The 24,027-nt window shown below is 64.2% G+C and carries 26 protein-coding genes; 15 read left to right on the forward strand and 11 right to left on the reverse strand.

Annotated elements, in window-relative coordinates; genetic code table 11:
- Positions 1-100 precede the first annotated feature (100 nt).
- The 3 genes from WDJ60_RS02020 to WDJ60_RS02030 are packed head-to-tail and all read left to right on the forward strand — an operon-like array spanning position 101 to position 2,625.
- Complete coding sequence (locus WDJ60_RS02020; RefSeq protein ID WP_340098095.1) at positions 101-1,258, forward strand: outer membrane protein assembly factor BamB family protein; 1,158 nt, start codon at positions 101-103, stop codon at positions 1,256-1,258.
- On the forward strand, positions 1,255-1,698 hold the full coding sequence (locus WDJ60_RS02025; protein WP_340098097.1) for a hypothetical protein: 444 nt from the start codon (positions 1,255-1,257) through the stop codon (positions 1,696-1,698). The genes WDJ60_RS02020 and WDJ60_RS02025 overlap by 4 nt, the downstream gene beginning before the upstream one ends.
- 51 nt (positions 1,699-1,749) lie before the next feature.
- Positions 1,750-2,625, forward strand: coding sequence for a homoserine kinase (locus WDJ60_RS02030; protein ID WP_340098099.1), 876 nt, complete (start codon positions 1,750-1,752; stop codon positions 2,623-2,625).
- Positions 2,626-2,703: 78 nt separating this feature from the next.
- Here the strand turns inward: WDJ60_RS02030 and WDJ60_RS02035 are convergent, their stop codons facing one another.
- The 5 genes from WDJ60_RS02035 to pdxS all read right to left on the reverse strand — a co-directional run bounded on the left by WDJ60_RS02035 (position 2,704) and on the right by pdxS (position 7,053).
- Positions 2,704-3,942, reverse strand: coding sequence for a mechanosensitive ion channel family protein (locus WDJ60_RS02035; RefSeq protein ID WP_340098101.1), 1,239 nt, complete (start codon positions 3,940-3,942; stop codon positions 2,704-2,706).
- 45 nt (positions 3,943-3,987) lie between these two features.
- Complete coding sequence (locus tag WDJ60_RS02040; RefSeq protein WP_340098103.1) at positions 3,988-4,677, reverse strand: YqjF family protein; 690 nt, start codon at positions 4,675-4,677, stop codon at positions 3,988-3,990.
- A 75-nt stretch (positions 4,678-4,752) separates the two neighbouring features.
- A complete protein-coding gene (locus WDJ60_RS02045) occupies positions 4,753-5,502 on the reverse strand; it encodes a DUF5518 domain-containing protein (protein WP_340098105.1) in 750 nt (249 codons plus the stop codon).
- 152 nt (positions 5,503-5,654) lie between these two features.
- The gene (locus WDJ60_RS02050; protein ID WP_340098107.1) at positions 5,655-6,140 is read right to left on the reverse strand and encodes a thiol-disulfide oxidoreductase DCC family protein; all 486 of its coding nucleotides are present in this window, start codon (positions 6,138-6,140) and stop codon (positions 5,655-5,657) included.
- Positions 6,141-6,144: 4 nt separating this feature from the next.
- On the reverse strand, positions 6,145-7,053 hold the full coding sequence (pdxS, locus tag WDJ60_RS02055; protein WP_340098109.1) for a pyridoxal 5'-phosphate synthase lyase subunit PdxS: 909 nt from the start codon (positions 7,051-7,053) through the stop codon (positions 6,145-6,147).
- Between the two features lie 131 nt (positions 7,054-7,184).
- Between pdxS and WDJ60_RS02060 the strand changes: the two genes are divergently transcribed.
- Positions 7,185-7,943: a DUF1405 domain-containing protein gene (locus tag WDJ60_RS02060; RefSeq protein WP_340098111.1), complete on the forward strand. Its 759-nt coding sequence runs from the start codon at positions 7,185-7,187 to the stop codon at positions 7,941-7,943.
- 19 nt (positions 7,944-7,962) lie between these two features.
- Here the strand turns inward: WDJ60_RS02060 and WDJ60_RS02065 are convergent, their stop codons facing one another.
- The 3 genes from WDJ60_RS02065 to WDJ60_RS02075 form a co-directional block, all read right to left on the reverse strand.
- Positions 7,963-8,898 carry an HFX_2341 family transcriptional regulator gene (locus tag WDJ60_RS02065; RefSeq protein WP_340098112.1) on the reverse strand — a complete coding sequence of 312 codons (936 nt, stop codon included), beginning with the start codon at positions 8,896-8,898 and terminating at the stop codon, positions 7,963-7,965.
- Between the two features lie 58 nt (positions 8,899-8,956).
- On the reverse strand, positions 8,957-9,229 hold the full coding sequence (locus WDJ60_RS02070; protein WP_340098113.1) for a zinc ribbon domain-containing protein: 273 nt from the start codon (positions 9,227-9,229) through the stop codon (positions 8,957-8,959).
- Positions 9,230-9,335: 106 nt separating this feature from the next.
- The gene (locus WDJ60_RS02075) at positions 9,336-9,584 is read right to left on the reverse strand and encodes a DUF7577 domain-containing protein (RefSeq protein ID WP_340098114.1); all 249 of its coding nucleotides are present in this window, start codon (positions 9,582-9,584) and stop codon (positions 9,336-9,338) included.
- Between the two features lie 154 nt (positions 9,585-9,738).
- On the opposite strand from WDJ60_RS02075, the gene dnaG reads away from it, so the two are divergent.
- Positions 9,739-11,268 carry a DNA primase DnaG gene (gene dnaG / locus WDJ60_RS02080; protein WP_340098116.1) on the forward strand — a complete coding sequence of 510 codons (1,530 nt, stop codon included), beginning with the start codon at positions 9,739-9,741 and terminating at the stop codon, positions 11,266-11,268.
- Here dnaG and WDJ60_RS02085 read toward each other — a convergent pair.
- Positions 11,265-11,690 carry a GNAT family N-acetyltransferase gene (locus WDJ60_RS02085; RefSeq protein ID WP_340098118.1) on the reverse strand — a complete coding sequence of 142 codons (426 nt, stop codon included), beginning with the start codon at positions 11,688-11,690 and terminating at the stop codon, positions 11,265-11,267. The two genes, dnaG and WDJ60_RS02085, sit on opposite strands and share 4 nt — an antisense overlap.
- Complete coding sequence (locus WDJ60_RS02090; RefSeq protein ID WP_340098120.1) at positions 11,687-13,030, reverse strand: DUF92 domain-containing protein; 1,344 nt, start codon at positions 13,028-13,030, stop codon at positions 11,687-11,689. Before WDJ60_RS02090 ends, WDJ60_RS02085 begins: the two co-directional genes overlap by 4 nt.
- An 89-nt stretch (positions 13,031-13,119) precedes the next feature.
- On the opposite strand from WDJ60_RS02090, the gene WDJ60_RS02095 reads away from it, so the two are divergent.
- From WDJ60_RS02095 to WDJ60_RS02105, 3 genes are all read left to right on the forward strand, one after another.
- Positions 13,120-13,728 carry an undecaprenyl diphosphate synthase family protein gene (locus tag WDJ60_RS02095; RefSeq protein ID WP_340098122.1) on the forward strand — a complete coding sequence of 203 codons (609 nt, stop codon included), beginning with the start codon at positions 13,120-13,122 and terminating at the stop codon, positions 13,726-13,728.
- Positions 13,729-13,914: 186 nt separating this feature from the next.
- Positions 13,915-16,614 (forward strand): cation-translocating P-type ATPase, encoded by a 2,700-nt coding sequence (locus WDJ60_RS02100; protein WP_340098124.1) that lies wholly within the window; start codon positions 13,915-13,917, stop codon positions 16,612-16,614.
- Between the two features lie 65 nt (positions 16,615-16,679).
- Positions 16,680-17,177 carry a pyridoxamine 5'-phosphate oxidase family protein gene (locus WDJ60_RS02105; RefSeq protein WP_340098125.1) on the forward strand — a complete coding sequence of 166 codons (498 nt, stop codon included), beginning with the start codon at positions 16,680-16,682 and terminating at the stop codon, positions 17,175-17,177.
- Here the strand turns inward: WDJ60_RS02105 and uppS are convergent.
- Positions 17,174-18,103, reverse strand: a complete 930-nt coding sequence (uppS, locus tag WDJ60_RS02110) for a polyprenyl diphosphate synthase (RefSeq protein ID WP_340098127.1) — start codon at positions 18,101-18,103, stop codon at positions 17,174-17,176. The genes WDJ60_RS02105 and uppS overlap by 4 nt on opposite strands.
- Before the next feature lie 185 nt (positions 18,104-18,288).
- On the opposite strand from uppS, the gene WDJ60_RS02115 reads away from it, so the two are divergent.
- The 7 genes from WDJ60_RS02115 to WDJ60_RS02145 all read left to right on the forward strand — a co-directional run bounded on the left by WDJ60_RS02115 (position 18,289) and on the right by WDJ60_RS02145 (position 24,024).
- The gene (locus WDJ60_RS02115; RefSeq protein WP_340098129.1) at positions 18,289-18,723 is read left to right on the forward strand and encodes a DUF5778 family protein; all 435 of its coding nucleotides are present in this window, start codon (positions 18,289-18,291) and stop codon (positions 18,721-18,723) included.
- 73 nt (positions 18,724-18,796) lie between these two features.
- Positions 18,797-19,441, forward strand: coding sequence for a precorrin-2 dehydrogenase/sirohydrochlorin ferrochelatase family protein (locus tag WDJ60_RS02120; RefSeq protein WP_340098131.1), 645 nt, complete (start codon positions 18,797-18,799; stop codon positions 19,439-19,441).
- Entirely contained in the window at positions 19,438-20,778 is a 1,341-nt protein-coding gene (gene hemA / locus WDJ60_RS02125; protein ID WP_340098133.1) for a glutamyl-tRNA reductase, read from the forward strand. Before WDJ60_RS02120 ends, hemA begins: the two co-directional genes overlap by 4 nt.
- A gap of 57 nt (positions 20,779-20,835) precedes the next feature.
- Entirely contained in the window at positions 20,836-21,114 is a 279-nt protein-coding gene (locus WDJ60_RS02130) for a 4a-hydroxytetrahydrobiopterin dehydratase (RefSeq protein ID WP_340098135.1), read from the forward strand.
- A 118-nt stretch (positions 21,115-21,232) separates the two neighbouring features.
- On the forward strand, positions 21,233-21,871 hold the full coding sequence (locus tag WDJ60_RS02135; protein ID WP_340098136.1) for an HAD family hydrolase: 639 nt from the start codon (positions 21,233-21,235) through the stop codon (positions 21,869-21,871).
- A gap of 56 nt (positions 21,872-21,927) precedes the next feature.
- Complete coding sequence (locus WDJ60_RS02140; RefSeq protein ID WP_340098138.1) at positions 21,928-22,281, forward strand: Hsp20/alpha crystallin family protein; 354 nt, start codon at positions 21,928-21,930, stop codon at positions 22,279-22,281.
- Between the two features lie 6 nt (positions 22,282-22,287).
- Positions 22,288-24,024, forward strand: a complete 1,737-nt coding sequence (locus WDJ60_RS02145) for an ABC1 kinase family protein (RefSeq protein WP_340098140.1) — start codon at positions 22,288-22,290, stop codon at positions 24,022-24,024.
- The last annotated feature ends 3 nt before the right edge of the window (positions 24,025-24,027 follow it).

A 24,027-nucleotide genomic window follows, 5' to 3' on the forward strand; every position in this document is an offset into this window, starting at 1 on the left:
CAGCTACTCCAATTTCACGCACGATAAATACATTCCGTTCGCGCCGAGTGCTGTCGAAGTTGACAACCCATATATGTATACAGTGGGCACCATAGACGTAATGTCCCCTCCCAAAACGCTCTCCCGGCGTGCCCTTCTCTCCGCAGGCGGCGGCTGTTTTGCCGGGAGCTTCCTCCTCGATTCGTGGTTGTTCGACGCCACAGCCACGGCCGGTGACGGCAGTGGCTGGCAGCAACGCTGGGGTGATTCGACCCACCGGAACTTCACGGCGGCTGCGCCCGATCCCACGGAGCTCAGGCAGTCGTGGACCGAGACTCCCGAAGAGTCGAGTTCGTTGACAATCGAGTGCGTCGGTCCCGAGCGCGTCTACGTCAGGGACTACGACCAGATTATCGCGTACCGTCGCGACGACGGGAGCGAACAATGGCGGTATTCGGCGAACGAAGGGTCACTCTCCTTGCCGACGCTGGTCGACGAGACGCTCGTCGTTCAGGAGAACGGAACCGCGCACGCGGTCGCGGTCGGTGACGGGTCGGCCCGCTGGACTGGGAATTTTTCCCCCTCTCAGCAGCCACTCTCGACGACGATTGCCCTGGATGGCAACGTCTACCTTCCGGGCGGGCGCACGTCTCTCGAAGTGCACCCCCGGACGGGGTTTCACCGCCAATCATTCGACGCAACGTCGCTCGGAACGCTCGTTGCTGCGGACGAGGGTGCGCTGTTCTGGTGGACAGGTGGGCGACTGCGGGCGACCGATTCCGACGGCAAAATCCAGTGGCAGCGGTCGCTCGGCCGTTCGCACCCGCCGAGCGGACGGGCCATCGCGGTGACCGACGGTGCGGTCGTCGTTCGACACCTTCCGGCCGGCGACGGCCCGACGGTGACCGCACTCGACCGCGACAGCGGCGACTCGCTGTGGAACACGAACGAGGGAATCGATGCCGGCGTCACCGTCACTGCCGGTCCGGAGACGGTCTACGTCGGGGCGAACCTGCAACTTCGGGCGCTCGACCGGACGACGGGACGGACGCGCTGGACGATGGCGACTGGGGGATCGATACCGCCCCAGCCGGTCGCCACGCCGTCGACGGCCTACGTTCCGACGACCGACGGCCTCGTTCCGGTCGACCCTACGAGGGGTACGCAGCGTGGAATCCGACTCCTGCCAGGGCGGAGCATCCGCTCGCTGGCTGTCGTTGCCGATGGCGCGTACGCTATCGCTGACGACGCGCTGGTCGAACTGGAGGTGGCCACATGAGTCGGGTCGACGACGCTGGCTTCCTCTGGGCGCTCGCGTGCTATCTGCCGGGGATTCTCACAATCGTGTTGACACTGGGAGTATCTGTGTCTAGTCACCTTCCTATCCCCCGGCCAGGACTACTGACGAGCGTCGTGCTCGCGGTTCCGCCGGCGGCACTGCTCGCGAGTGTGGTCGTCTGGAGCGACTGGGGACCATCAGGCGTTCGACTGCTCGTTGCCGCGGTCCTCGCCTGGGCAGTGTTCTCGGTCGCGCGGATTCCGCTGCTTGACCCCGCCGCAACGCGGATCGTCGGTTCACCGCTCGCGCTGCTCGACTTCGGGTTGGTCTGGCTCGGCAGCTACGCCGTTAGCGGTGCCGTCGTCTACTGTATCGACTGGCCGACAGTCGAGTCCGACACCGAGCGGGACCGTTCGCAGCCCGAGTTCGCCGATGATTGATGCCCGCTCCGGTCCGCTACCTTTTTGCTTGCCTCACTGAAACGCGGGAGTATGCTGACCGTCCGGGCTCCGGCGACGAGTGCGAACCTCGGGAGCGGTTTCGACGTGTTCGGGGTTGCGCTCTCCCACCCGGCCGACGTCGTCCGCGTGGAGAAGGCCGACGAGGTCACTATCGAGGTGACTGGTGCAGGAAGCCAGTACATCCCCGAAGACCCCGAGAAGAACACCGTCGGCGCTGTCGCGGACGCACTCGACGCGCCGGCCCGTATCAAAATAGATAAGGGAATCCGCCCGGCCTCCGGGTTGGGTTCGTCGGCTGCCAGCGCCGCTGCGGCCGCCGTTGCACTCAATGAACTCTACGACCGCGGCCACTCCCGCGAAGAGTTGGTCCCCATCGCCGCGAAAGGAGAGGCTGTCGTCTCCGGTGATGCACACGACGACAACGTCGCCCCGGCCATCATGGGCGGGTTCACGATCGCCACCGACGACGGCGTCACGAAAGTCGACGCGGACGTACCCCTGGTTGCCTGTCTGCCCGACATCGTCGTCTCGACGCGGGACGCGCGCAACGTCGTCCCGCAGCGGGCAAAAGTCTCACAGTTAGTCGAGACAGTCGGCAACGCCGCCACGCTCACGACCGGGATGCACCGCGACGACCCCGAACTCGTCGGGCAGGGCATGTACGACTCGGTCGTGACACCCGCTCGCGCGAAACTCATCGACGGCTACGACGACGTTCGGGAGGCGGCATTCGACGCCGGCGCGACGGGTGTGACGATAAGCGGTGCCGGTCCCGCCGTCATCGCGGCCTGTCACGAGGGCGACCGGCGCTCTGTCGGGACGGCAATGCTCGAGACGTTCGACGCCCACGGCGTCGACGCGCGCGTCCACCAGACGCATATCGGTGACGGCGCGACGCTGTACTGACTCCTCGTACTGCCGGCTGGACGACGTACTCGGTCACCCGGAATGCCGAGAATATTCACGACCAGACAGCCGGCAGTATCACTCGTCGGCAGCCGGCTCGACGTTCCGCTTCTCTCCGTCTCGCCGCTCGATGGCTTCGTCGTGAATCCGGAACCCACCCGTTTCGGCACGACCCGAGAGTTCCTGCTGCGGGAAGGGGATCTTGATGTCCTCCTCGTCGAAGGCTTCCTTGATTTCACGGACGACGGCGCTGATAGCGCGCCACTTCCGGGGCGGCATCGGTTTGTCTATCCAGAAGCGCATCTCCAGGACGATAGCGGAGTCACCGAATGATTTGGGGATGATGCGCGGCGGTGGCGAGTCGCTGACTGGTTTGATTTCGGTGATGGTGTCCTGTGCCACGTCGATCGCGTGGTCGGGGTCGGTCGCGTAGTCGATACCCACGTCGAGTCGGATGCGGTAGTGACCCCGCTCGCTCCGGTTGATAATCGACTCGTTGCTCACCGTGTCGTTCGGGAGGACGATGGTCTCGCCGTCGAAGTTCTCCAGTCGCGTGTTGACGATGGTAATCTCCGTGACAACCCCTTCTTCCCCGCCGATTTCGACCCAGTCACCGATGGTGAACGGGCGCGAGAACATCAACACGAAGCCGGCGATGAGTGACCCCAGTGTCTGGCGGGCAGCCAGGCCGACGACGATGCCGAGGAAGCCAGCCCCGACGAGTAGCCCCGAGAGGTCGACGCCCCAGATCGTGAGCGCGCTCGCGAAAAACAGCGCGATGATGCTGATGTTTCCGACCCGGAGGATAATCTCGGACTGGTGTTCGGTGACGCGGTCGCTGTCGGACGAAAGCCGCTCGACGCTGTCTCGCAGTACGTCAGAGGCGATGTACGCAACCAGTCCGATAGCCACTGTCGTCACGATGTTTGCGAGCAGTGGTATCGACAATCCGAGTAGTGTCAGCACGTCGATTGCGACGCCGACTAGCCCCCAGACGACCAGCAGCGAAACGACCGCGATCAGCAGGAGGCTGAGCTGGAGCGTTCGGAGGAACAGCCCGCTGAGCGTCGTCGGGACGTACTCTGTCATCCGGTCGAGCGCATCGCTCGCACGGCCGGCCGGGAGATAGCTTCTGGCGTATCTGGCCAACCGTTGGATCAAAAACGGCGCGATGGCAACGGCGACGATGATAGTGAGAAACAGGATGCCGAGGCTGACAGCCAGTCGTCCTTCTGTCGAGGTGAGTTGCTCCAGCAATCCCTGCGCCTCGGACGGTAACGGCGTATTCTGCAACGTGACGACCGGGCCAGCCTGCATACCCGCTCGAAAGCAGGGCGGCGACTTGGGCCTTTTCCCCTGGTGTCAGGAATCCCAGGACTTGCTCCCGCTGGCCAACACTGCCACGCCGCGGCTGTGCGAGAGAATTGGCTCGCTGTCGGGCCGGTCGAAGCCGTTGGCCGCGAAGATGGTGTTTCGCTCGACGGTCCACGCGCCCGGCCGGAGCGTCCACGGCTCGTGGTCGATGTTGGCGTACCGGAGGCTCCCGTCCTGCCCTTCTGTGAAGTACCGGTAGCGCTCGACGAGGAAGTGTTCGACCGTCCCGGGGTCGGGCTGGTAAGGGTCGCCGTCTGGGCCGTAGGTGGCGGCAAACGTCAGCGGCCGCGCCCCGGGTGTACGCCGCTGACTCTCGAAGCGGGTTGAACCCGTCTTCTCGTAGTCCATGTCGGCGTAGTAGTACGGCAACTGGTTGAAGATGCGCGCACCGATGACGCCGAGCAGGTCGTCGGCATCGAGGTTGAAAAAGTAGATCCCGGGCGTACCGTCGAGACGCACATACGTCCGCAGATTCAACTCCGGTGTGCTCAACCCGGCTGCTGCGGGGAGACCCCGCGGTCGGATATCGCCGATGACGAAGGGAACCACTGAGAGATACGCGTCTCCATCGAACGTATCGAGTGTGAGCCGCTCGGGCAGGTGCGGTCTGACGACCGCTGGGTCGACTGGAAAACTGGCGAAGAACACGTCGCGCCACTCCATTTCGAAAGCCGGCATCACCGGTACTAGCGGCTGGACGACCGGAAAGATTGCGCCTCCAACCGCCGCGGATGCGTTGCTGTCGTGGCGTGGTCAGACCACTGTCTCCTGTTCGTCGTCGGCTGATTCGCGCTCCTCGTAGAGATACACGCCCAGATAGCCGCCGATGGCGCTCAGCGCGACCAGATACAGGATGGCGACGATTGCGGCGACGAACAGCACGACGGCAACGAATCCCGCTTCGACGCCGGCACCGAATTCGGTGGAGACGCCGACCAGCCCGATGATGAGCGAGACGAACAGGAGCGCAATCGGGGCTGCAGCGACGAGCCCGGAGAGGCCGCCGACACGGGCGCCGGCCATGCGCTCACCTCGCTGGAGATAGCCGGCGACGATCCCGCCGAGAATCGGTGAGAGGGGGACGAACGACGTGAGGCTCGTGACGACTGCGCCGACGATAGCGTTGGTCGTGATGTCGGGGGCGGCAACACCAGTCTCGGCGCGGCGCTGGTGCTCGCGCCGGCGGTAGGCGAAAAAGGCCACGCCCCCGACGAGCATGAGCAGTCCGACGACGGCCAGACCGACGCCGCCCCACCACGCCATCGCGTACGTGACGTCGACCAGTTCGGCGTCAGAGAGCACTGTGGACTGTATCGTCCCCTCGGCGACGAGTTCGGCGATCTCCGCACGGTCCGCGGCTGCATTGAGGAGGAAACCGAGCGCTCCAACGAGCAGGCCACCGAGAACGAGCACTGCTGTCACGAGCCAGTCGAGGCCCTTGCCAAGCGCCGCAACGGTTTCGCTGCCGTCACGCTGTACTGTCGAGTCGTCTGTTTCAGTCATAGCTGTCATCGTAGTAGCAGCTACGTCGTCTTAGTAAATAATATCGTACTGAAACGTGCTGACACGCTACCTCGGTGTGTCACACTGTCGGTTCTGATTACTGCTGGTATTGACGCATCACTGTTCCAGTAACCCGTGATTAGCCTGGGGAGTCAGGCCAGTGACCGTTCGAGAAAGCGCTGGCGGATACGCTCGGGCGGTATCGGACACTCGTCTTTCTTGCCGAACACCTGGTAGCGGTAGTCGGCGATGAAATCGTAGACAGCGTTCCGGAGCCGTTCGGGCAGGTAGACCAGTGGATAGAGAAGCGGTACGGGACCGTCGAGCTTCCGACAGACTCGGAGTACTGCGGTCGATTTGGTGTATACCGTCTCGTCTTCGACGAGCACGACAGAGTCGAAGTAGTCGGCGTCCATTCCTGCGCGGTCGAGGAGTTCCGTCGCCACGTCGGACTGGAGCGGTGCAAACAGAATCTCTCCCTCGTCGTCTAGCCGGACGATGGCTCGAATCGTCGAGTTACAGAGGTTACAGACGCCGTCGAACAGCAGGACTGGTCGGTCAATGTCGTCGACGATGTCGGCCGGCGAGCGGTCGCTGTCGGTCGTCGCGTCGCCGGAGCGGTCGCTGCCCTCTGCCATCGCTCTAGACGCCGCGTCCCTGCATCTTCTCTTCTTCTGGCAGGTCGACGTTGGCGTCGCCGCTCATTCCCTGGCCGGCGTTGGAGGCGATCTCGACCAGTTTCTCGGGGTCGTCCCAGTTGTTGACCGCTTCGACGATGGCGGTGCCCATCGCCTCGGGGTTCTCGGCACCGAAGATACCGGAGCCAACAAAGATGCCGTCACAGCCGTGGTGCATCATGAGCGCGGCGTCGGCGGGCGTCGCGATGCCACCGGCGGCGAAGTTGACGACCGGCAGCCGGCCGCGTTCTGCGGTATCGTGGACGAGGTCGGCAGGTGCGTCGTGTTCGCGGGCCCACTTCTCGCGCTCTTCGTGGCTCATTCCTTCGAGTTTGCGGATGGAGCCTTTGATGTTGCGCTGGTGGTGGACGGCCTGGTTCACGTCGCCGGTGCCGGCCTCGCCTTTGGTGCGAATCATCGCCGCGCCCTCGTCGATGCGTCGGAGTGCTTCGCCGAGGTTGCGAGCGCCACAGACGAAGGGCGCAGTGAACTCTCGCTTGTCGATGTGGTACCGGTCGTCTGCCGGGGTGAGTACCTCGCTCTCGTCGAGCATGTCCGCGCCGGCAGCTTCGAGAATCTGGGCTTCCGTCGTGTGGCCGATGCGGGCCTTGCCCATCACCGGGATAGAGACTTCGTCGATAATCTCCTGCAGGGAGGCGGGGTCGGCCATCCGCGCGACGCCGCCGCGCTTGCGGATGTCCGCGGGCACGGCTTCGAGGTTCATCACCGCGACTGCTCCCACGTCTTCGGCGATGCGGGCCTGCTCGCGGTTGACAACGTCCATGATGACGCCACCCTTCTGCATCTTGGCGAAGCCGCGCTTGACCAGGTCGGTCCCGCGGCGAAGCTCCTCCAGATCCGTCTCGTCTGACATGCCCGCTGCTAGGGATTGGAATCACTTAACCGGTCGCTTTCCCCGGCCCGAACCCGCTCTGGACTGGTTCGCGTCGTGTCTGCCTGTCGGGGACCGCTACCGTTTTGCCGCCGCCGCCCGACTGCCCGGCAATGGCATCCACCGGCGTCGGTTCGCGTCTCGACTCACTCGTCGCCCGCTTTTTCGACGCCCCGATTCCAGAGCCAGAAAACCTGCCGTGGTATGTCGCACCGCTGCCGGTGTGGCTGGAGAACGTCGCGCTCCGACTGGCCTGGCCCATCGCCATCGTCAACCTCGTCGGCACGCTGTTTGGCTTCTGGTACTACGCCGGCCGTCCGCTGGCGTTCGCTGTCGAAGGCCAACTCGGGATGGCTCCGCTGGCGGCGTGGCCACTCATCCCCGACTCGCCCGCGGCCACGCTCTTCATTGCTCTCTCGCTGATTGCGTGGCGACTCGACTGGTCGTTCGCCGAGCCGATACACGCACTCGCCTTCTTCGGGTGTATCAAACTCGGCCTCTGGACGCCGTACGTCCAGCTCGCCCTGAATGGTCCGGGCGGTATCCCGGCGTGGCTCTACTGGTTTCTGATTCTGAGCCACGTCGCGATGGCCGTTGAGGCATTCTTTATCCACCGCTACGCGTCGTTTTCGGTGCCGGCAGTTGCCGTCGCCACCGTCTGGTACGGCTTCAACGACGTGGTCGACTACTTCTGGCCGATTCTGGAGGGACCACACCACACCATCTTGCGCGCGGAGGTTATGGCCGGTGAGATTACGCACGCGATTCCCGCACACGACCTCGCCGCTGGATGGGCCGTGGTACTGACCGTCGTGGCGGTGTTTCTTGCACTGACGACGCGAGTAGCCAAGATTCGACAGAATACGCGGTAACTGAAGAGCGTACGACGCGTCAGGCCAGCGCGTCCGGTTCCGAGTCACCGTGGGCGCGAACCCACAGTTCGCCGATGCGCGAGAGTCGCGTGCGGTAGGACTTGCCGTGTTCTTCCTGTTCGATGTACCCTTTGCCGCCGGGGCCGAGTCGGTCGACGTTGTAGATGACTTTCGAGCGGAAGCTGTCGGTGTACTCCTCGCCGAGTTCCCGCGCGAGTTGCTGGGCGAGTTCCGAGACCGATTCGAAGACGCCGTGTTCGCCGAGCGTAAAGAGGATAACTTCCTCGAAGGGTTTGACATTCGAGAAGGAGGCGACGGGGAGTTCGACGATGTGGCTGCCGTCGATCTCCTTCGCGCCGATGGTGGTCCCGCGTTCGTCGAACTCCGAGAGGAGTGTCCGGGCGCTGTCGAGGCGCTCGGCGACGCGTTCGTCTTCGCCCTCGTCAGCGTCGCTTTTGATATCTTCCAGCAGGTCGATTTGTCGGTGCAGTTCCTCGGCGAGTTCGGTCTCGAGGTACTTCTCGGGGACGGTGTAGTAGGTGTGGATGCGCCGCCGGTCGTCCTCGCGTTCGACCATGATAGAGTGAGCGGCCGTCGCGAAGGCAAAGGAGACGGTGCGGGGCATCGCGGAGATGTTGACCCAGACCTCGCCGGAGGGGGCGGTCTCACCCTCGCCCTTCCGGTCGAGTTCTGCGTTGATGAGCTCGAACGCCTGCTCGAAGGCGGTGTCGTAGTCGTAAACGTCCTCGATGACGACCCGTTCGGTTTCGGCCCCCAGGAGGTTCCGGTAGTCCTGTTCGAGTTTCTCGGCGAGGCGGCGGGAGTACTCGACGTTTGCCTCGCTCCCCACGGCCCCCTCCAGCAGGATGACGCGGTCGACGTCCATCTGCTCGCGCACGAGCGGCGCGATGAGCCGGTCGTAATCGAACCCGACCGGGACGATGTGTGTCTGCATGTCCGCCTCTACTGGGGTCGGCCTGAAAAGCTTCACCGATGCTCTCACCCGCTGCGAGTCATACGCGCGGCATCAGGCATTCGGCACAGTAGAGGTAGTCTCCCTCGACGTACGATCCACAGTTGTGACAGACCCGGCCGCCGTCTGTCATCGCTCGCTGTTCGCTCGAACCAACTGGTCGACCGGTCGTCTGTTCGCTCTTTTCTGTCGAGTGACTTCCGTCTCGACCGAACCGGTCCCACGGTACCTTGGCGTTTTTCGTGACGAGCGGCTCAACGATGTATGCGAGACACAACACCACCGCGACGACGAGCAACGCGATGCCCACCATACCACTGTCTCCCATCCAGTGGGATTTAACTCTGTCTTTTACCGTAACATGCCGAAAAGCGACGAAATGCTGACTCTCTCCCGATTCTCGCTGTCCGAGATGGTCGTCAGGGGAGTGGCAACGCACACGCACCGCAGAAGTCGAATTCGGCTCTGACGGTTTCTCCACAGTGAGGACAGACCCGGCAGTCTGTCTCGGGTAGCGTCACGTCGACACCGTCGAGTCCGTGGAGATGTCTCGTCCCTGGTCGCGCCCGTCGGAACGGCTTGAGGTCCGCTTCGCTCCGTAACAGCGGTGCGAGAATATACGCCGCTGCGACTAGTACCCCCACCCCGATCAGAATGGGCGTTATCATGTGTCAAATCACCGGCTCGATACGTTTAGCTCTGTCTGGGGTTTCGTCCCGCCAGCTATTTCCCCACACCTTCCCTATTTAAACGCGCCCATGAGCTCACTCATGGCAGCATCACGATTCACACACGTACTCCCTGTACGGGAGGCGATACATCATGCAGGATTCAGCGAAATATCTCATTCACGCAGACATCCGCGCGAGCGGGGTGGTCGAGCGGAGTGACGTTGTCGGCGCCATCTTCGGCCAGACCGAAGGTCTGCTCGGCGACGACCTCGACCTCCGTGACCTTCAGGAGTCTTCGAAGGTCGGCCGTATCGACGTACAAATAGAATCCGAAGGGGGACGCTCCTTCGGGACAGTCACAATCGCGAGCGGTCTCGACAAGGTCGAGACGGCCGTGCTCGCGGCCGGACTGGAGACAATCGACCGGGTCGGTCCGTGTCGGGCGGAGTTCGAGGTGACCGAACTCGAAGACGCCCGCGCGGCCAAGCGACGCACGGTCGTCCAGCGCGCGACGGACCTCCTCGCGGAGTTCGAGGAGTCCACACTCTCGAGTACCGAACTCGTCGAGGAGGTACGCCAGAACGTCCGCGTCGAAGACATCACGGAGTACGAGGGGCTGCCGGCGGGGCCGCGCGTCGCAAACAGCGACGCTATCATCCTCGTCGAAGGCCGTGCAGACGTGTTGAAGCTCCTTCAGTACGGCATCAAAAACGCCGTCGCCGTCGAGGGGACCGACGTTCCCGACACGATCGCCGAGTTGACCCACGGCCGGACGGTGACGGCGTTTCTCGACGGGGACCGTGGCGGAGACCTCATCCTGAAGGAACTCGCGCAGGTCGGCGCGGTCGACTACGTGACCTTCGCTCCGCCCGGTCGCTCGGTCGAAGACCTCTCGCGGTCGGAGATCCTGTCGGCACTCCGGAAGAAGGCGCTCTACGACGAAGTCGCAGAGCACCCGTCGCCCCACGAGTATCTGACTCCCGGGACCACTGTCGAACCCGACCCCTCGCCAGACGGCACTGAGACAGCGGAGGGCGAGACCGACGACGACACGACTTCCGACTCCGCTGGCGAGTCGGCTCCCGACGACCACACTGCTGAAACCGCTCCTGACAGCACAGCGTCGACGGCTTCCGCTCAGCAGTCGACCGCAGTCGAACAGGCGGTGACGGGAGCGCAGACTGCGGAGTCGGATGCGACGAACGAAGCGGAGGAATCGGCTGATCCTGCCGGCACTGAGGCTACGAGTTCGGCGACAGATGACTCGGCATCGACCGGTGAGTCCACATCGGACGAGAAGCCGGCGGCGGCCGAAGAATCGACGGACACAGCGGAATCTGCTGTCGATGAGGCGTCGGAAACCGAGGCGTCGTCGGCTGTCGAGGGGCCACCGGAGACGCTCGCGGGGCACGTCCATGCGGTCATCGCCGAGGAATCCGACCAGGCGCGGCTACTCGACGAGTCGCTGACTCTGCTAGAGGAGTCGGCTGCCGACGACGTGTTCGACACGATCGAAGCGGCCGAGACCGTCCCTGCGACTGTCGTCCTCGACGACACACTCAGTCAGCGGATACTCGATGTGGCCGCCCAGCGCGGTGTCGGCCAGATTGTCGCGACCGATATCGGCGAGTTCGTCAAACAGCCGACGAACGTTCGGGTTCGCGCCGGCTCCGACTTCTAGGTCGAGAGCGACCGGGCGAGCAACAGACCGTCTCCACTCTCGAAGTGGTCCTCGAGGCGGTCGATTTGCTCGAATCCGTGGGTGCGGTAGAAGCCACGTGCCCGCTCGTCGCGTTCCTGAACGGTCAGGCGTATCTCGTCGAACTCCCCGGCCAGTCGGTCACAGAGCCACGTCATCAGTTGCGAGCCGTACCCCTGTCCCTGCTCGTCAGGGTGGACGGCGAACTCGGGGACGTAGGCGACACCCTCGCGTTCGCCGACGACGAGTGCGTACCCCATCGGCTGCCCGTCGACGAGCACGTACAGCGGGGGTGGGCCTTTCGTCGCCGTTGCCAGGAGTTCCGGCCAGGGCTCTGCCAGCGCGGACTGGATGGTGCGAAGGCGAGGCAGGTCCGCAGGTGCTCCCTCACGAATCTCTGTCATAGTGTGGTGAGTCCAACGGCGACCGCTAGCGCCCCACCGACGATTGCCGCGGCCAGCGTCGCGAGGAAGTTCACGCCCTGGTTGCCCACCAGCCATCCCTCGATTGTCGCCCCGAGAATGCTGTCGACGGTCATGCCGGCCACGCCCGCGGCGACGATGACGCCGGCACCGACCGGCTGCATCGTCTCGAAGCCGAGCAGCGCGATACCGGCGACGATGCCGGCCCCGGCGAGACCGGCCAGTTCTCCCTGCCAGGTCACCGCGCCGTCGGTTCCTGGTTCGACCACCTGCAGGGTCGTGATGAGTCGCGGATTGTCGAAGAGGCCACCGAGTTCACTGGAGAGGGTATCGGACATCGCGGCAGCGACCGAGCCGGCGAAGGCAAAGAGGAAGAGCCGCGACGGCACGCCGAAGTCGGGACTGGCCGCGGATGCGAGCACCGCGACGAGTGCGACCAGTGAGTTCGCGAGGACGTTGCTGGATCCGCGGGCCCCCTCGTTTTCTTCGGCGATTCCCCGCCGTTTCTTCTCCTCGTAGCGGTACTTCGCGGCCAATCCGCCGATGCCGAAAAAGGCGATGAGCATGGCGAACCAGCCGTAGTCGCCGAGGACGATGGTCCACAGACCGAGCAACACGCCGGTGAGCATGCCCGGGAGCGATGCAGTCTCCAGCGCGTAGGACGCGTAGCCGAGGACGACGGTGACGCCGAGTGCGACGGCGATACGCGTCGTCGAGATGTCGCCCGTCAGTGAGGTAAACAGCCACAGTAGCATGGCGACGACGGCCATGACGAGTGGGTCGTCACGCTGGAAGAGCACGGCCCGGAGGAGCGCTGCGAGGAGCGCACCGCTGGTCGCGAGGAAAGCAAGCCGGGGCACCTGCGCCGGGACGCCGACGAGCCAGGCCGCGCTGAACTGGCCGATAGCGGCGGCGATAGCGCCAGCGGTGACGAAGCCGGCTGTCGCGAGGACGCGCTCGGTCGTCCAGAGGCGGACGATTTGGGCGCCGAGATTGCCAAACGAGACCAGCAACACCGTTCCGACGAAGACGTGGTGTGGCATCCCGAAGCCGATGGTGAAGATAGCGAGACCCGCCGCGGCGAGCGTAAAGCCAGCCAGTCCGTAGAGTTTCCCGTCGCGGCGGTCGCCGGGCCGGGCGAACAACTCGAACGCGGTCGTTCCCTCTTCGACCGAGAGCGCGAAGGCGGCGACGACGAGGAACGGGCCGGCGGTCGCAACGGTAGCGAACGCTGGCTCGTCTATCGCCGCAAAGACGGGGACTGCGAAAGCGAGACTCCCGACGAGCGCGAACGCCGCCGCCCGTCGGACAGTGGAAGTCACTACCGCCGGATATTTCCGAGATGCACTTACTCTTTCCGAAGCGAAGCCGGAGCCGTTGGTTTTAGGCTCCCGCCCGGAAAAGCGCCGGTGTGGGTCTGTACGACACCTACCTCGCCGCCCGCATCCGTCTCAGCGACGCCACTCTCCCCGATACCGTCGCCGTCGTCGTCACCGAACGAGACCTGTTGACCCCGGGAGCCTACGACACCCTGTCGTCCCTGCTGGAGTGGGTCTTCGAGTACGGTGCCGAGCACGTCGTCGTCTACGTGAGTGTCCTCGACGAGGAGGCAGTTCCAACGCTGCGCGAACAACTGGAGGCCGTCGACTCACCGCGAGAACTGGCGGTTCGCGGTCCAGAAGATCACAAGCGCGTCGACGCCCCTGTCCAGGTGAGCATCGGTCTCGGCGGCAAACACGAGTTCGCCACCGCGGTTCGGAGCATCGCCGAAGACGTCGAAGCCGGGGACCTCTCGCCCGAAGATATCTCCGAGGACGACATCGAAGGACGGCTGGTGTTCCCGACTGCACCGGATTTAGTCATCAAGACGGGGGCCGAGCGCCTCTCGGATTTCATGATCTGGCAGTCCGTTTACTCGGAACTGTACTTCACGGACGTGAACTGGCAGAACTTCCGCAAGCGGGACTACCTCAGGGCGCTTCGGGATTATCAGGAGCGTCAGCGGAGGTTTGGGCGCTGAGCGAAGCGAAGCGCCCAAACGCCGGTGGACGAACTGAGTGAGTCCACCGGAAGTTCGGTCGCTAGACCGAATGTCGTCACGACCAGCGCGACCCTCTCTCCCGGATCGGAAACGCATTCTTGTTAGGACGGAATACTTACAGGGGGGATTGAAATACTGTCGTCGAGACACTTCTATCGAGAGTCGATGGCGGCCGACACCACAGCTGATTCGGCGGAGCGCGACTGGTATCAACGCGACCATTCAGCGGTACTTGAGGCGGTCGACGCCGATACTGACGGGCTTTCGTCGGCAGAGGCCGACCGCCGACGTACCGACGTGGGGCCGAACGAACTGCCGAGAGCCGAGGCAGTCCCGACCTGGCGTATCTTCCTCCGCCAGTTCAAGAGTCCACTCATTTACATCCTCGCCGCTGCGGCGGTCGTCTCGCTGGCGATCGGCGAGGAAGTTGACGCGGCCTTTATCGCACTCGTGCTGGTGGTCAACGCCGTCGTCGGTGGGGTTCAGGAGTGGCGCGCCGAGCGGAGCAGTCGCGCACTGCAGGACCTCATTCGGACGCGAGCGACGGTCCTCCGTGACGGTGAGACGGTCGAAGTGGACAGCGCCGAGGTGGTGCCGGGCGACATCCTGTTGCTGGAGTCGGGGTTTCGCGTCCCGGCTGACGTTCGCCTGCTCGACGCGCAGAACCTCGCAGTTGACGAGTCGGCGCTCACCGGCGAGAGCGAACCGGTCGAGAAAGATGCCGACTGGGAGACGAGCGACGAACTCGGCGTCGGCGACCGGAAGAACGTCGCCTATGCGGGGACAGTCGTGACGCGCGGACGGGCCCGCGGCGTCGTCGTCGAAACCGGTGCAGAGACTGTCGTCGGACAACTCGCCGAAGATATCACGACTGTCGAGGGCGGCCAACCGCCGCTGGTCGTCCGGATGGAGCGGTTCACGCAGGCACTCAGCGTCACCGTTCTGGTCGCCGCCGTGTTCGTTGCGCTCGTCGGTGTCTTCGTCCAGGGATACGAGCCAGTCGAGATGTTCCTCTTTGCGGTCGCACTTGCGGTGTCGGCGATACCCGAGGGGCTCCCTGTCGGGATGACTGTCGCACTCGGTGTGGCGAGTCGCCGAATGGCCAACGTCGGCGTTATCATCCGGCGGCTCGTCGCTGTGGAGGGACTGGGAAGTTGTACGATGATTGCGACGGACAAGACGGGGACGCTGACGGCGAACGAACTGACTGTCCGGCAGGTGCGACTACCCGACGGGACGACACTGGAGGTGACCGGCGAGGGATACGCACCCGAAGGAGAAATTCGCCACGACGGACAGGCCCCGCCCCCCGACGCTTCTGACGACCTGGCACGACTGGCCCGTGCGGGGGTGCTGTGCAACGAGGGGTCGCTGTTTCGCCGCGACGGGGAGTGGGACTGGCGCGGGGACCCGACAGACGTGGCGTTGCTGACGCTGGGGCACAAACTCGGTTGGACGCGCTCTGAGGCGCTGGAGGCGGAACCGCAGGTCGGTGAAATCCCGTTCGAATCGGAGTATCGCTTTGCCGCGACCTTCAACGATGACGAGGAGGAGGGCGTCCGCACCGCTGTCAAGGGTGCACCAGAGCAGATTGTCGAGATGTGCGACCGTGCGATCGACGACGCGGCCTTCGACCCCGAACAGGTCCGTGAGATGGCGACCGAGATGGCTCGTGACGGCTACCGGGTGCTGGCGCTCGCGGAGGGGCGCATTTCCGACTACGACCCGGGAGAACCACCGTCAAAGCCGACTGGGCTGACGTTTCTCGGATTCGTCGGGATGGTCGACCCGATTCGCCCGGGTGTCAGAGAGGCCGTGGAAAGCGCTGATGCCGCTGGTATTACAGTGACGATGGTGACCGGCGACCACCCCGAGACGGCGCTGGCCATCGCGGAGGATTTGAATCTGACCGACGAGGACCCGACCGTCGTGACCGGGAGCGATATTGCGGAGGCCGACGCCGAGGAGTTGGCCGAACTGGTCGGCAGAGTCCGGGTCTTCGCACGCGTCTCACCCGGGCAGAAACTCGACATCGTGAAGGCGGCCCGCGAGGCCGGCCACTTCGTCGCGGTGACCGGCGACGGCGTCAACGACGCGCCGGCGCTGACACAGGCAAACATCGGCATCTCGATGGGACGCTCGGGCACTGACGTGGCCCGTGACGCCTCTGAAATCATCCTCAGTGACGACAACTTCGCCACCATCGTCTCGGGTATCCGTCAGGGGAGAATCGCCTACGACAACATCCGGAAGGTGATCTACCTGCTCGTCTCGACTGGTGCCGGCGAGGTGGCGCTCGTGTTACTCGCGCTGGCCGCCGGGCTTCCGCTCCCGCTCGCACCGGTCCAGTTGCTCTGGCTCAACCTGGTGACAAACGGCATTCAGGACGTGGCACTGGCGTTCGAACCCGAGGAAAACGACACGCTCGATCGCCCGCCTCGCTCGCCGGACGAGCGCATTTTTAACCGTCTCATGCTGGAACGGGTCGCTGTCGCCGCTGTCGTGATGGGTGGCGTTGGGTTCGCCGCCTTCCAGTGGCTGCTTGATACCGGACTGACCGATCCAGCGGTCCGGAATCAGATACTTCTCCTGTTTGTGTTATTCGAAATCGTCAACATCGGGAACGCCCGCTCGGAGACGCAGTCGATATTCACGCTGTCGCCGTTCCGGAGTCCGATCTTGCTCGCCGGGACGGCACTTGCCTTCCTGGTGCACGTCGGCGCGATGTATCTGCCACCGGCACAGCTCGTTCTCGGGACCGAGCCGGTGTCACTCGAACGCTGGGGGCTGCTCGCCGCCATCGCGCTCGTGCTCGCTGTCGCGCTCGAAGCGCACGGGCTGTGGTGGCGACATCGGCACGCGTGAGCCGGTCCCGGTTCGGGACCGTGTTTCCCGAAGGCGTATGCCGAATGCGCACGAATGTCGTGACAATGACGACTGTCGACGGTGTCTGGTCACGGGAAGAGGTAACGACGTTTCTCGACGAGGCCATCGTTCCGATCCGACTCGGCTGTCACAACCCCAGTGGCGGTCTCTGGATGCTGTCACTGTGGTTTCGCTACCGTGACGGGGTCTTCGAGTGTGCCACCTCCACGGGCGCGGATGTCGTGCGATTTCTCCGCAAGAACGACGAGGTCTGCTTCGAGATATCGACGAACCGGCCGCCGTACATGGGCGTGCGCGGCGCTGGAACCGCGACGCTCGAAGAAGACGGTGCCAAGGACGTGCTCCGGTCGCTCGTCGACCGCTATCTCGGGACGCAGGAGGCGGAGATGGCACAGTGGCTTCTCAGCGACGAGCGAGAGGAAGTCACTATCACTATCGACCCCTCGCGGTTGCACACGTGGGATTTCACGCCGCGAATGCAGGAACTCGTCGAACAGTCACCGGCCGCACAGACGACGCTTCAGTCACCGAAATACGACTAGTCGGCGGCGGGGTCGCGCTCCTCGACGGGGTCGGCGTCGATAGTCTCCCGCTCGCTGCTGGGGAGTGCCCCGCGAAAGCGTCGGAGGACGCGTGTGGCTTCGGCACACTCGGTTTCGCCCAGCGCGCGGACGAGTGCGAGCGCACGGCGAGCGCGGGTCTGTCGCCACGACTTCTCGCGGTGCTCGTAGGTCCGAATCGACCGGAGGAAGTCGATTTTCCGGAACTCCGGCCAGTAGGGCGCACAGAAGTACACCGCGGCCTCGTTGCCGTTTGCTTGCCAGGGGAGGAAATTCGAGGTGCGTTCGTCACCGCCGGTGCGGATGATGAGGTCCACGTCCCGCGTCGGGCCTTCGTACAGCGCCTCCGAGACGGTCTCGTCGTCGATATCCGCTGGCTCCAGGTCGCCCGCGGCGACCCGGTGGGCCACGTCGCGAGTCGCGTCGAGCAGTTCCGCGCGGCCGCCGTAGGCCAGCGCGATGTTGAGGTTGAGGTCGTCGTACTCGCTGGTCCGGCGGTCGGCGTAGGCGACGGCGTCCTGCACGCGCTCGGGCAACCGGCCGATGTCCCCGATGGCGCGGATACGGACGCCCGCTTCGTGCACGCGGTCGGCGTCGGCGAAGTCGTAGAACTTCTCGGTGATGAGGTCGAACAGTGCCTCCAGTTCTTCCTCGGAGCGTTCGAAGTTCTCCGTGGAGAACGTGTAGAGGGTCACCTCGTCGATGTCGAGTTCGTCACACCAGTGGAGAATCTGCTCGGTGGTCTGAGCGCCCTCGCGGTGTCCTTCGGTTTTTTCCTGTCCCTGCTTGCTCGCGTAGCGTCGATTGCCGTCCTGGATAACTGCGACGTGGGAGGGTGTCTGGCCGAGTTCGCGCCGTAGCACCCGCTCGTAGGCGCTATCGGCGAGACGACGCAATCGGCGCAACATTACCGAAAGGGTATCAGGCTGCCGATAAGAATCTTGTGCTTACGGCTCCATTCCGGGGGTGATTCTGCGGCGGAGTACCGTGTTGTCCGGTGGTCAATTGCTTTGTCGAGACTGGAATCGACGAAGCGTAGAGTCCGGGCGGAGCGAACCGTGAGGCGTTTACGCGCGCCTGCGAACCGTCGAGTATGAGCGATGCCATCGACGCGGACCTCCGGCGACGGACCTGGGAACTGCTCCAGCCTGGCGAGATCGAACTCGACGGACTGGTCGTCCACACCGACCTCGACGGCAGCGGTGAGACACAGATGCATCAGCTGACCGTCGACGTCGGCGATATCATCGCCGAACACGCTGGACACGACCCGACGGACACGTTCGTCTACTCGGGAACCGACGACCCGGAGTTCTCGTCGAACCAGCACCAGGGGCTCACGCTCGATGGCGAGGAGTTCGTCTGGGAGTGTCAGCAACTCCTCCGCGACGGGAGCTTCGACGTGGTGTTTTATTTCGAGGCCAGCGCTGACACCGCCGAGATTCTGTCAGCGGTCGAGGCCGCAGGTCACGAGGCGACGGCTATCAGGGGCGACGCCGAGAGTCCAGAGACCGCTGTCGTCGAATAATCCAGTACTGGTTGCTGGGAACGGGCGAGTCGTTTAAGTTCTCACACGGTCGAGCATCGATAGAACGACTGCGATGATACCACTGTTGCACGATTTCGGCGGCGAGACGGTGCTGGTCTTCGGTGGTGGGGGCGTCGGTGCGCGGAAAGCGCGTCGCTTTGCCCGCGAGGCCGAGGTGGTCGTGGTCAGTCCGACCTTCAGTGACGCCGATTTCGGCGGAGCCGAGCGGGTCCGGGCCGACCCCGACGCTGCCGCGATCGCCGAGTGGATTGCCCGCACCGACCCGGCGCTGGTCGTGGCGGCTACCGACGACGCTGCGGTCAACGACGCCATCGAGGCGGCCGCACGCGACCGGAGTATTCTCTGCAACCGCGCCGACGAGTCCGGCGAGCGCGACCTCGGGAGCGTCGTCGTTCCCGCAACGGTCCGGGACGGCCCGGTCGTCGTCGCCGTCGGAACCGGCGGCAAGAGCCCGGCACTGAGCCGCGCACTCCGGGAGCGTATCGAACCGGTCGTCGAGAATGCTGGGGCGATGGCAGACCTGACAGCTGACCTACGTGCGGATCTGAAAGACCGGTTGTCGTCCGACCAACGGCGCGCCGTCTTGCGAGCGGTCGTCAGGGACGAAACTGTTTGGAAGGGTTTAGATAGTGGCAGTCCAAAAATCGAACAGAGAGTATCTGACGTGATCTCGGACGTGACAGGTGATTGCTCGTGACAGTCGGGTCTGGCGTCATCACAGGTATCAGCATCTCCCACACGAACGCGTCCGTCGAGCAACTCGAATCCGTCGTCGAGACCAGCCAGCGCGGAACGGTTGCGACACTGCTCGACCAGCGTGGCGTCGAGGAAGCCTACGTCCTGCAGACGTGCAATCGCGTGGAGGGATACGTCGTCACGAGTGACTTCGAAACGGGGCGCGACGCACTCGGCGTCGTTACGGATGGTATCGACTCGGATCTCGTCGCCGAGATGGACCACGAGCGGAGTCTCCGTCACCTGCTGCGGGTGGCAGCGGGGCTCGAGTCGCTCGTCCTCGGCGAGGACCAGATTCTCGGTCAGGTCAGCGACGCATACGAGGACGCGCGAAGCGTCGGTGGCATCGGCCCACTTCTAGAAGACGCCGTGACCAAGGCGATTCGCGTCGGGGAGCGCGCACGCACGGAGACGGCGATCAACGAGGGTGTCGTCTCGCTGGCGAGTGCTGCGGTCCAGCTCGCCAGCGAGCAGCGAGCGCTCGAAGAGGCGACCGGACTGGTCGTCGGCGCTGGTGAGATGGGGTCGCTGGCCGTCAAGTCGCTGGGCGATCACGTCGAACGATTGCTGGTGGCCAACCGCACGGTCCCACACGCCGCCCACCTCGCCGAACAGACAAACGCGGAGGCCAGCGCCATCGCACTCGACGCGCTGTCGGTTGCCGTCGCCGAAGCGGACGTGGTCGTCTCCGCGACCGGGTCGTCGGGTCCCGTCATCGACCGGGACGCGCTGGCAGCCGCCGGGGAGACGTTCGTCGTCGACATCGCTCAGCCGCGTGACGTTTCGCCCGACGCCGACGACCTGGAGAACGTGACTGTCTACGACCTCGACGCGCTCGAATCGGTGACCGAGAAGACCCGCCGCCAGCGCGAGCGGGCCGCAGAAGCGGTCGAGGACATCGTCGACACCGAGTTCGACAACCTGCTGGCACAGTACAAGCGCAAGCGCGCCGACCAGGTCATCTCAGCGATGTACGAGAGCGCAGAGCGCGTCAAAGCCGCCGAACTTCAGACGGCGATGGGGAAACTCGATCTCGACGACGACGAGGAGGCAATCGTCGAATCGATGGCCGACGCCATCGTCTCACAGCTGCTGGCAGCGCCGACCAGCAGTCTCCGTGATGCTGCCGCAGAAGACGACTGGTCGACCATCCAGACGGCGCTCCAGTTGTTCGACCCCAACTTCGGACCGGAAGACGACGTTCCGCCGTCGTTCGTCGCGGGGATGAGTCCCGAAGAGATTCCGCCAGGGATGCGCGAGGAGATGCCGACTGCCGTCCTCGACCAACTGGACGACTGATTCTCCGGCGGCGGTCCCACCCAAACTGTCTTCGTCCTGGCAGCCGTTCGACCGTATATGACAGACCTGCTCTCAGACGAGGAGATCGAGGCACGGCTTCCCGACGCGTGGGCCCGCGAAGGTGACGAAATCGTCCGCACCTACGAGTTCGACTCCTATCTCGACGGTATCGGCTTCGCGTCCGGCGCGGGCGGGGTCGCAGAGGACGCCTGGCACCACCCCGAGATGACTATCACCTGGGGTGAAGTCGAAGTCAGGCTGACGACGCACGACGCCGGCGGCATCACCGACAATGATATCGAACTCGCCGAGCGGTTCGACAACATCTACGAATAGTCCCACAATTGTTCGTCAGTGCTTGCATATGGTCGTAAGGTGTCTGCTTGTATTGCTGAATCACCGGTGATATTCACCGGAAAGTACTTATCTACAAGCGACCTACTGATGTAATCCGATGGCCGGTGACGACTACGACTTCTGGCTGCTAGACCTCGACGGAACCGTCGTCGATATCGAGCAGCCGTACATCCACGAGGTGGTCGGTGAGATAGGCGACCGGCTGGGACACGAGTTTACGGACCGCGAGGCGGAGTTGCTGTGGTACGGTATCGGCAACGCCCGCGAGCAACTGTTCGCGAAGAGCGATATTGATCAGGACCGCTTTTGGAACGTGTTCCACGAGGTCGAAGACCCGATTACGCGAGCCGAGTCCACGTACGTCTACGACGACGCTGCCAACTTCGTCTCTGGCCTTGACATCCCGGTCGGCGTCGTTACCCACTGTCAGGAGTACCTGACCGGCCCGGTACTCGAACGGCTCGACATCGCCGACTGGTTCGACACCGTCGTCTGCTGTTCGGACGAAACGGGATGGAAACCCGACCCGACGCCGGTCGAGATGGCGATGTCGGAGCTGGGCGTGGCTCACAACGGCCACGTCGGCGCGATGGTCGGTGACGACCCGACAGACGTGGAGGCCGCCCACAACGCGGGTATCGACGGGATTCACGTCTCCCGGCCGAGTCGCAACTGGGAGGGCACGCGCGTTCTCGGTGCCGACCGCGTGGCCGCGCTGACCGACCTCGAAGAGTGACCTCCTGGTGGGACAGTATCGGGGGCTTTAACGCCGTGCCGTCCATATCTACGGGTATGTCAGCGCTCCGTGACGCGTTGCGTGACCTGCCCGACGCAGTGTATGCAGACCTGTTGGAGGGCGAGGACGCGTACGTGCTCGTTATCGATCTGCCCGGAACTACCCCGGAAACCGTCGACGTGAGCGTCGAGAGCGGCAAACTCGTCATCGAGGCACGTCGCGAGAAAGATGTCCCGCCCGAATTCCGGTACGTCAGCGAGGAGCGCTCGCTGTTTCTGGACGCGGAACTCCCACTGCCACTGGACGCGACCGGCTCCGGTGCCGAGGGAACTGTCGAACGCGGGGTGCTGGAACTCCACATCCCCAAGCAGTCGGCTGCGCCCGAGACAACAATTCCCATCGATGGGTGAGCCACGGTGAACCTGCGCGCGTACTGGCGGTTCGTCGTCGTCGCGTACCAGTTTCTGCCGCTCATGCTCGCGTACGCTCGTGACCGCCGGCGGTTCCTCTTTTTCGGGGGGTCTCGGCAGGTTTCGAACGAGCAGCGCCGCGACCGCGCAGCGGCACTCCTCGACTCGCTACTCACGCTCGGGCCGACGTTCATCAAACTCGGCCAGCTCCTCTCGACACGACCGGACATCCTCCCGCCGGAGTACATCGCGGAGTTCTCGAAACTCCAGGACAGCGTCCCGCCCGCAGCGTGGGACGACGCCAAAGTCGTACTGGAGGAAGACCTCGGTCCGGTCGAGGACCGATTTACCGAGTTCGACACCGACGCCATCAGCGGTGCCAGCCTCGGTCAGGTCTACTATGCCGAAATCGACGGCCAACCCGTCGCGGTGAAGATCCGCCGGCCCGGCGTCAAAGACCTCGTCGAGTCCGACCTGAAGGTCGTCCGCTGGTCGATCCCGCTGCTTCTCCGCTTCGTCGGCGACGCGCAGGCGTTCTCGCTGGAGACGCTGGCCGACGAGTTCGCCCGAACCATCCGTCAGGAGATGGACTACAACCGCGAGGCTCGGATGCTCCAGGAGATCAAGGCCAACTTCCAGGACAACGACGACATCCGCATCCCGGACACCATCGGGACGCACTCGACTGGCCGGGTCCTGACGATGGAGTACGTTCCGGGGACGAAGATTTCCGATGTCGACGAACTCGACACGCAGCATCTCGACCGAACAGAACTCGCCGAGACGCTCCAGCGTGCCTACCTCGATATGATAATCCAGGACGGTGTCTTCCACGCCGATCCGCATCCCGGCAACCTCGCGGTGCAGGACGACGGGACACTCGTCTTCTACGACTTCGGGATGAGTGGCTACGTCGACCCGTTCATCCAGAACAAAATCGTCGACTTCTACACCGCCGTTGCCGCCCAGGACATCGACGCTATCCTCGATACGCTCATCGAGATGGGGACGCTCAGTCCGGACGCCGACCGGCAGGTGATGAGCGACGTGATGGAACTGGCCATCGCCGACGCACGCGGCGAAGACGTCGAACAGTACCGCGTCCAGCAAATCGTCCAGCAGGTCGAGGACACCATCTACGAGTTCCCGCTTCGGCTCCCCTCGAATCTCGCACTTGTCCTTCGTGTGGCGACCGTCGTCGAGGGCGTCTGCGTGACGCTCGATCCGGACTTCGATTTCATCTCGGTGGCGACGACGTACCTCAACGAACAGGGCTTCATCGAGGCGGGAGTCCGTGACTTCGTCGAGGACCGCGTCCAGGAGGGGCGCGACGCCGTCGAGTCGTCCGTCCGGATTCCGCCGAAAATCGAGGACGCACTCGACCGGGTCGAGCGCGAAGACTTCCACATTCGAGCAGACGTCGAAGACTCCGAGCTCGTCCTCGAACGCCTGGGCAAGCGACTGGTGCTGGGGCTGGCGCTCGCTGCCGGCGGTATCTCCACGGCGATGCTGTACTCGTTTCAGCCCGGGTCGACGCTCGCGATCGCCATCGCCGGCGGACTGACGCTCGCCGTCGGCTTCCTGCTGTATCGGTCGTTCCGGAAACGGCGGGGCATCCGCGCGAAACCGCAGTTCACCCGGCAGAACCTCCGCGAGCGCGATGACAGCGAGGGTGCGAGCGGCGCGCTCGGATTCGGCGACGCGGCGGTTCAACAGTCTGACGAGACCGACGACGGCGGCTGAGCC

Origin of the sequence: Salinibaculum salinum, assembly GCF_037645885.1 — an archaeon.
Classification (GTDB): Archaea; Halobacteriota; Halobacteria; order Halobacteriales; family Haloarculaceae; genus Salinibaculum; species Salinibaculum salinum.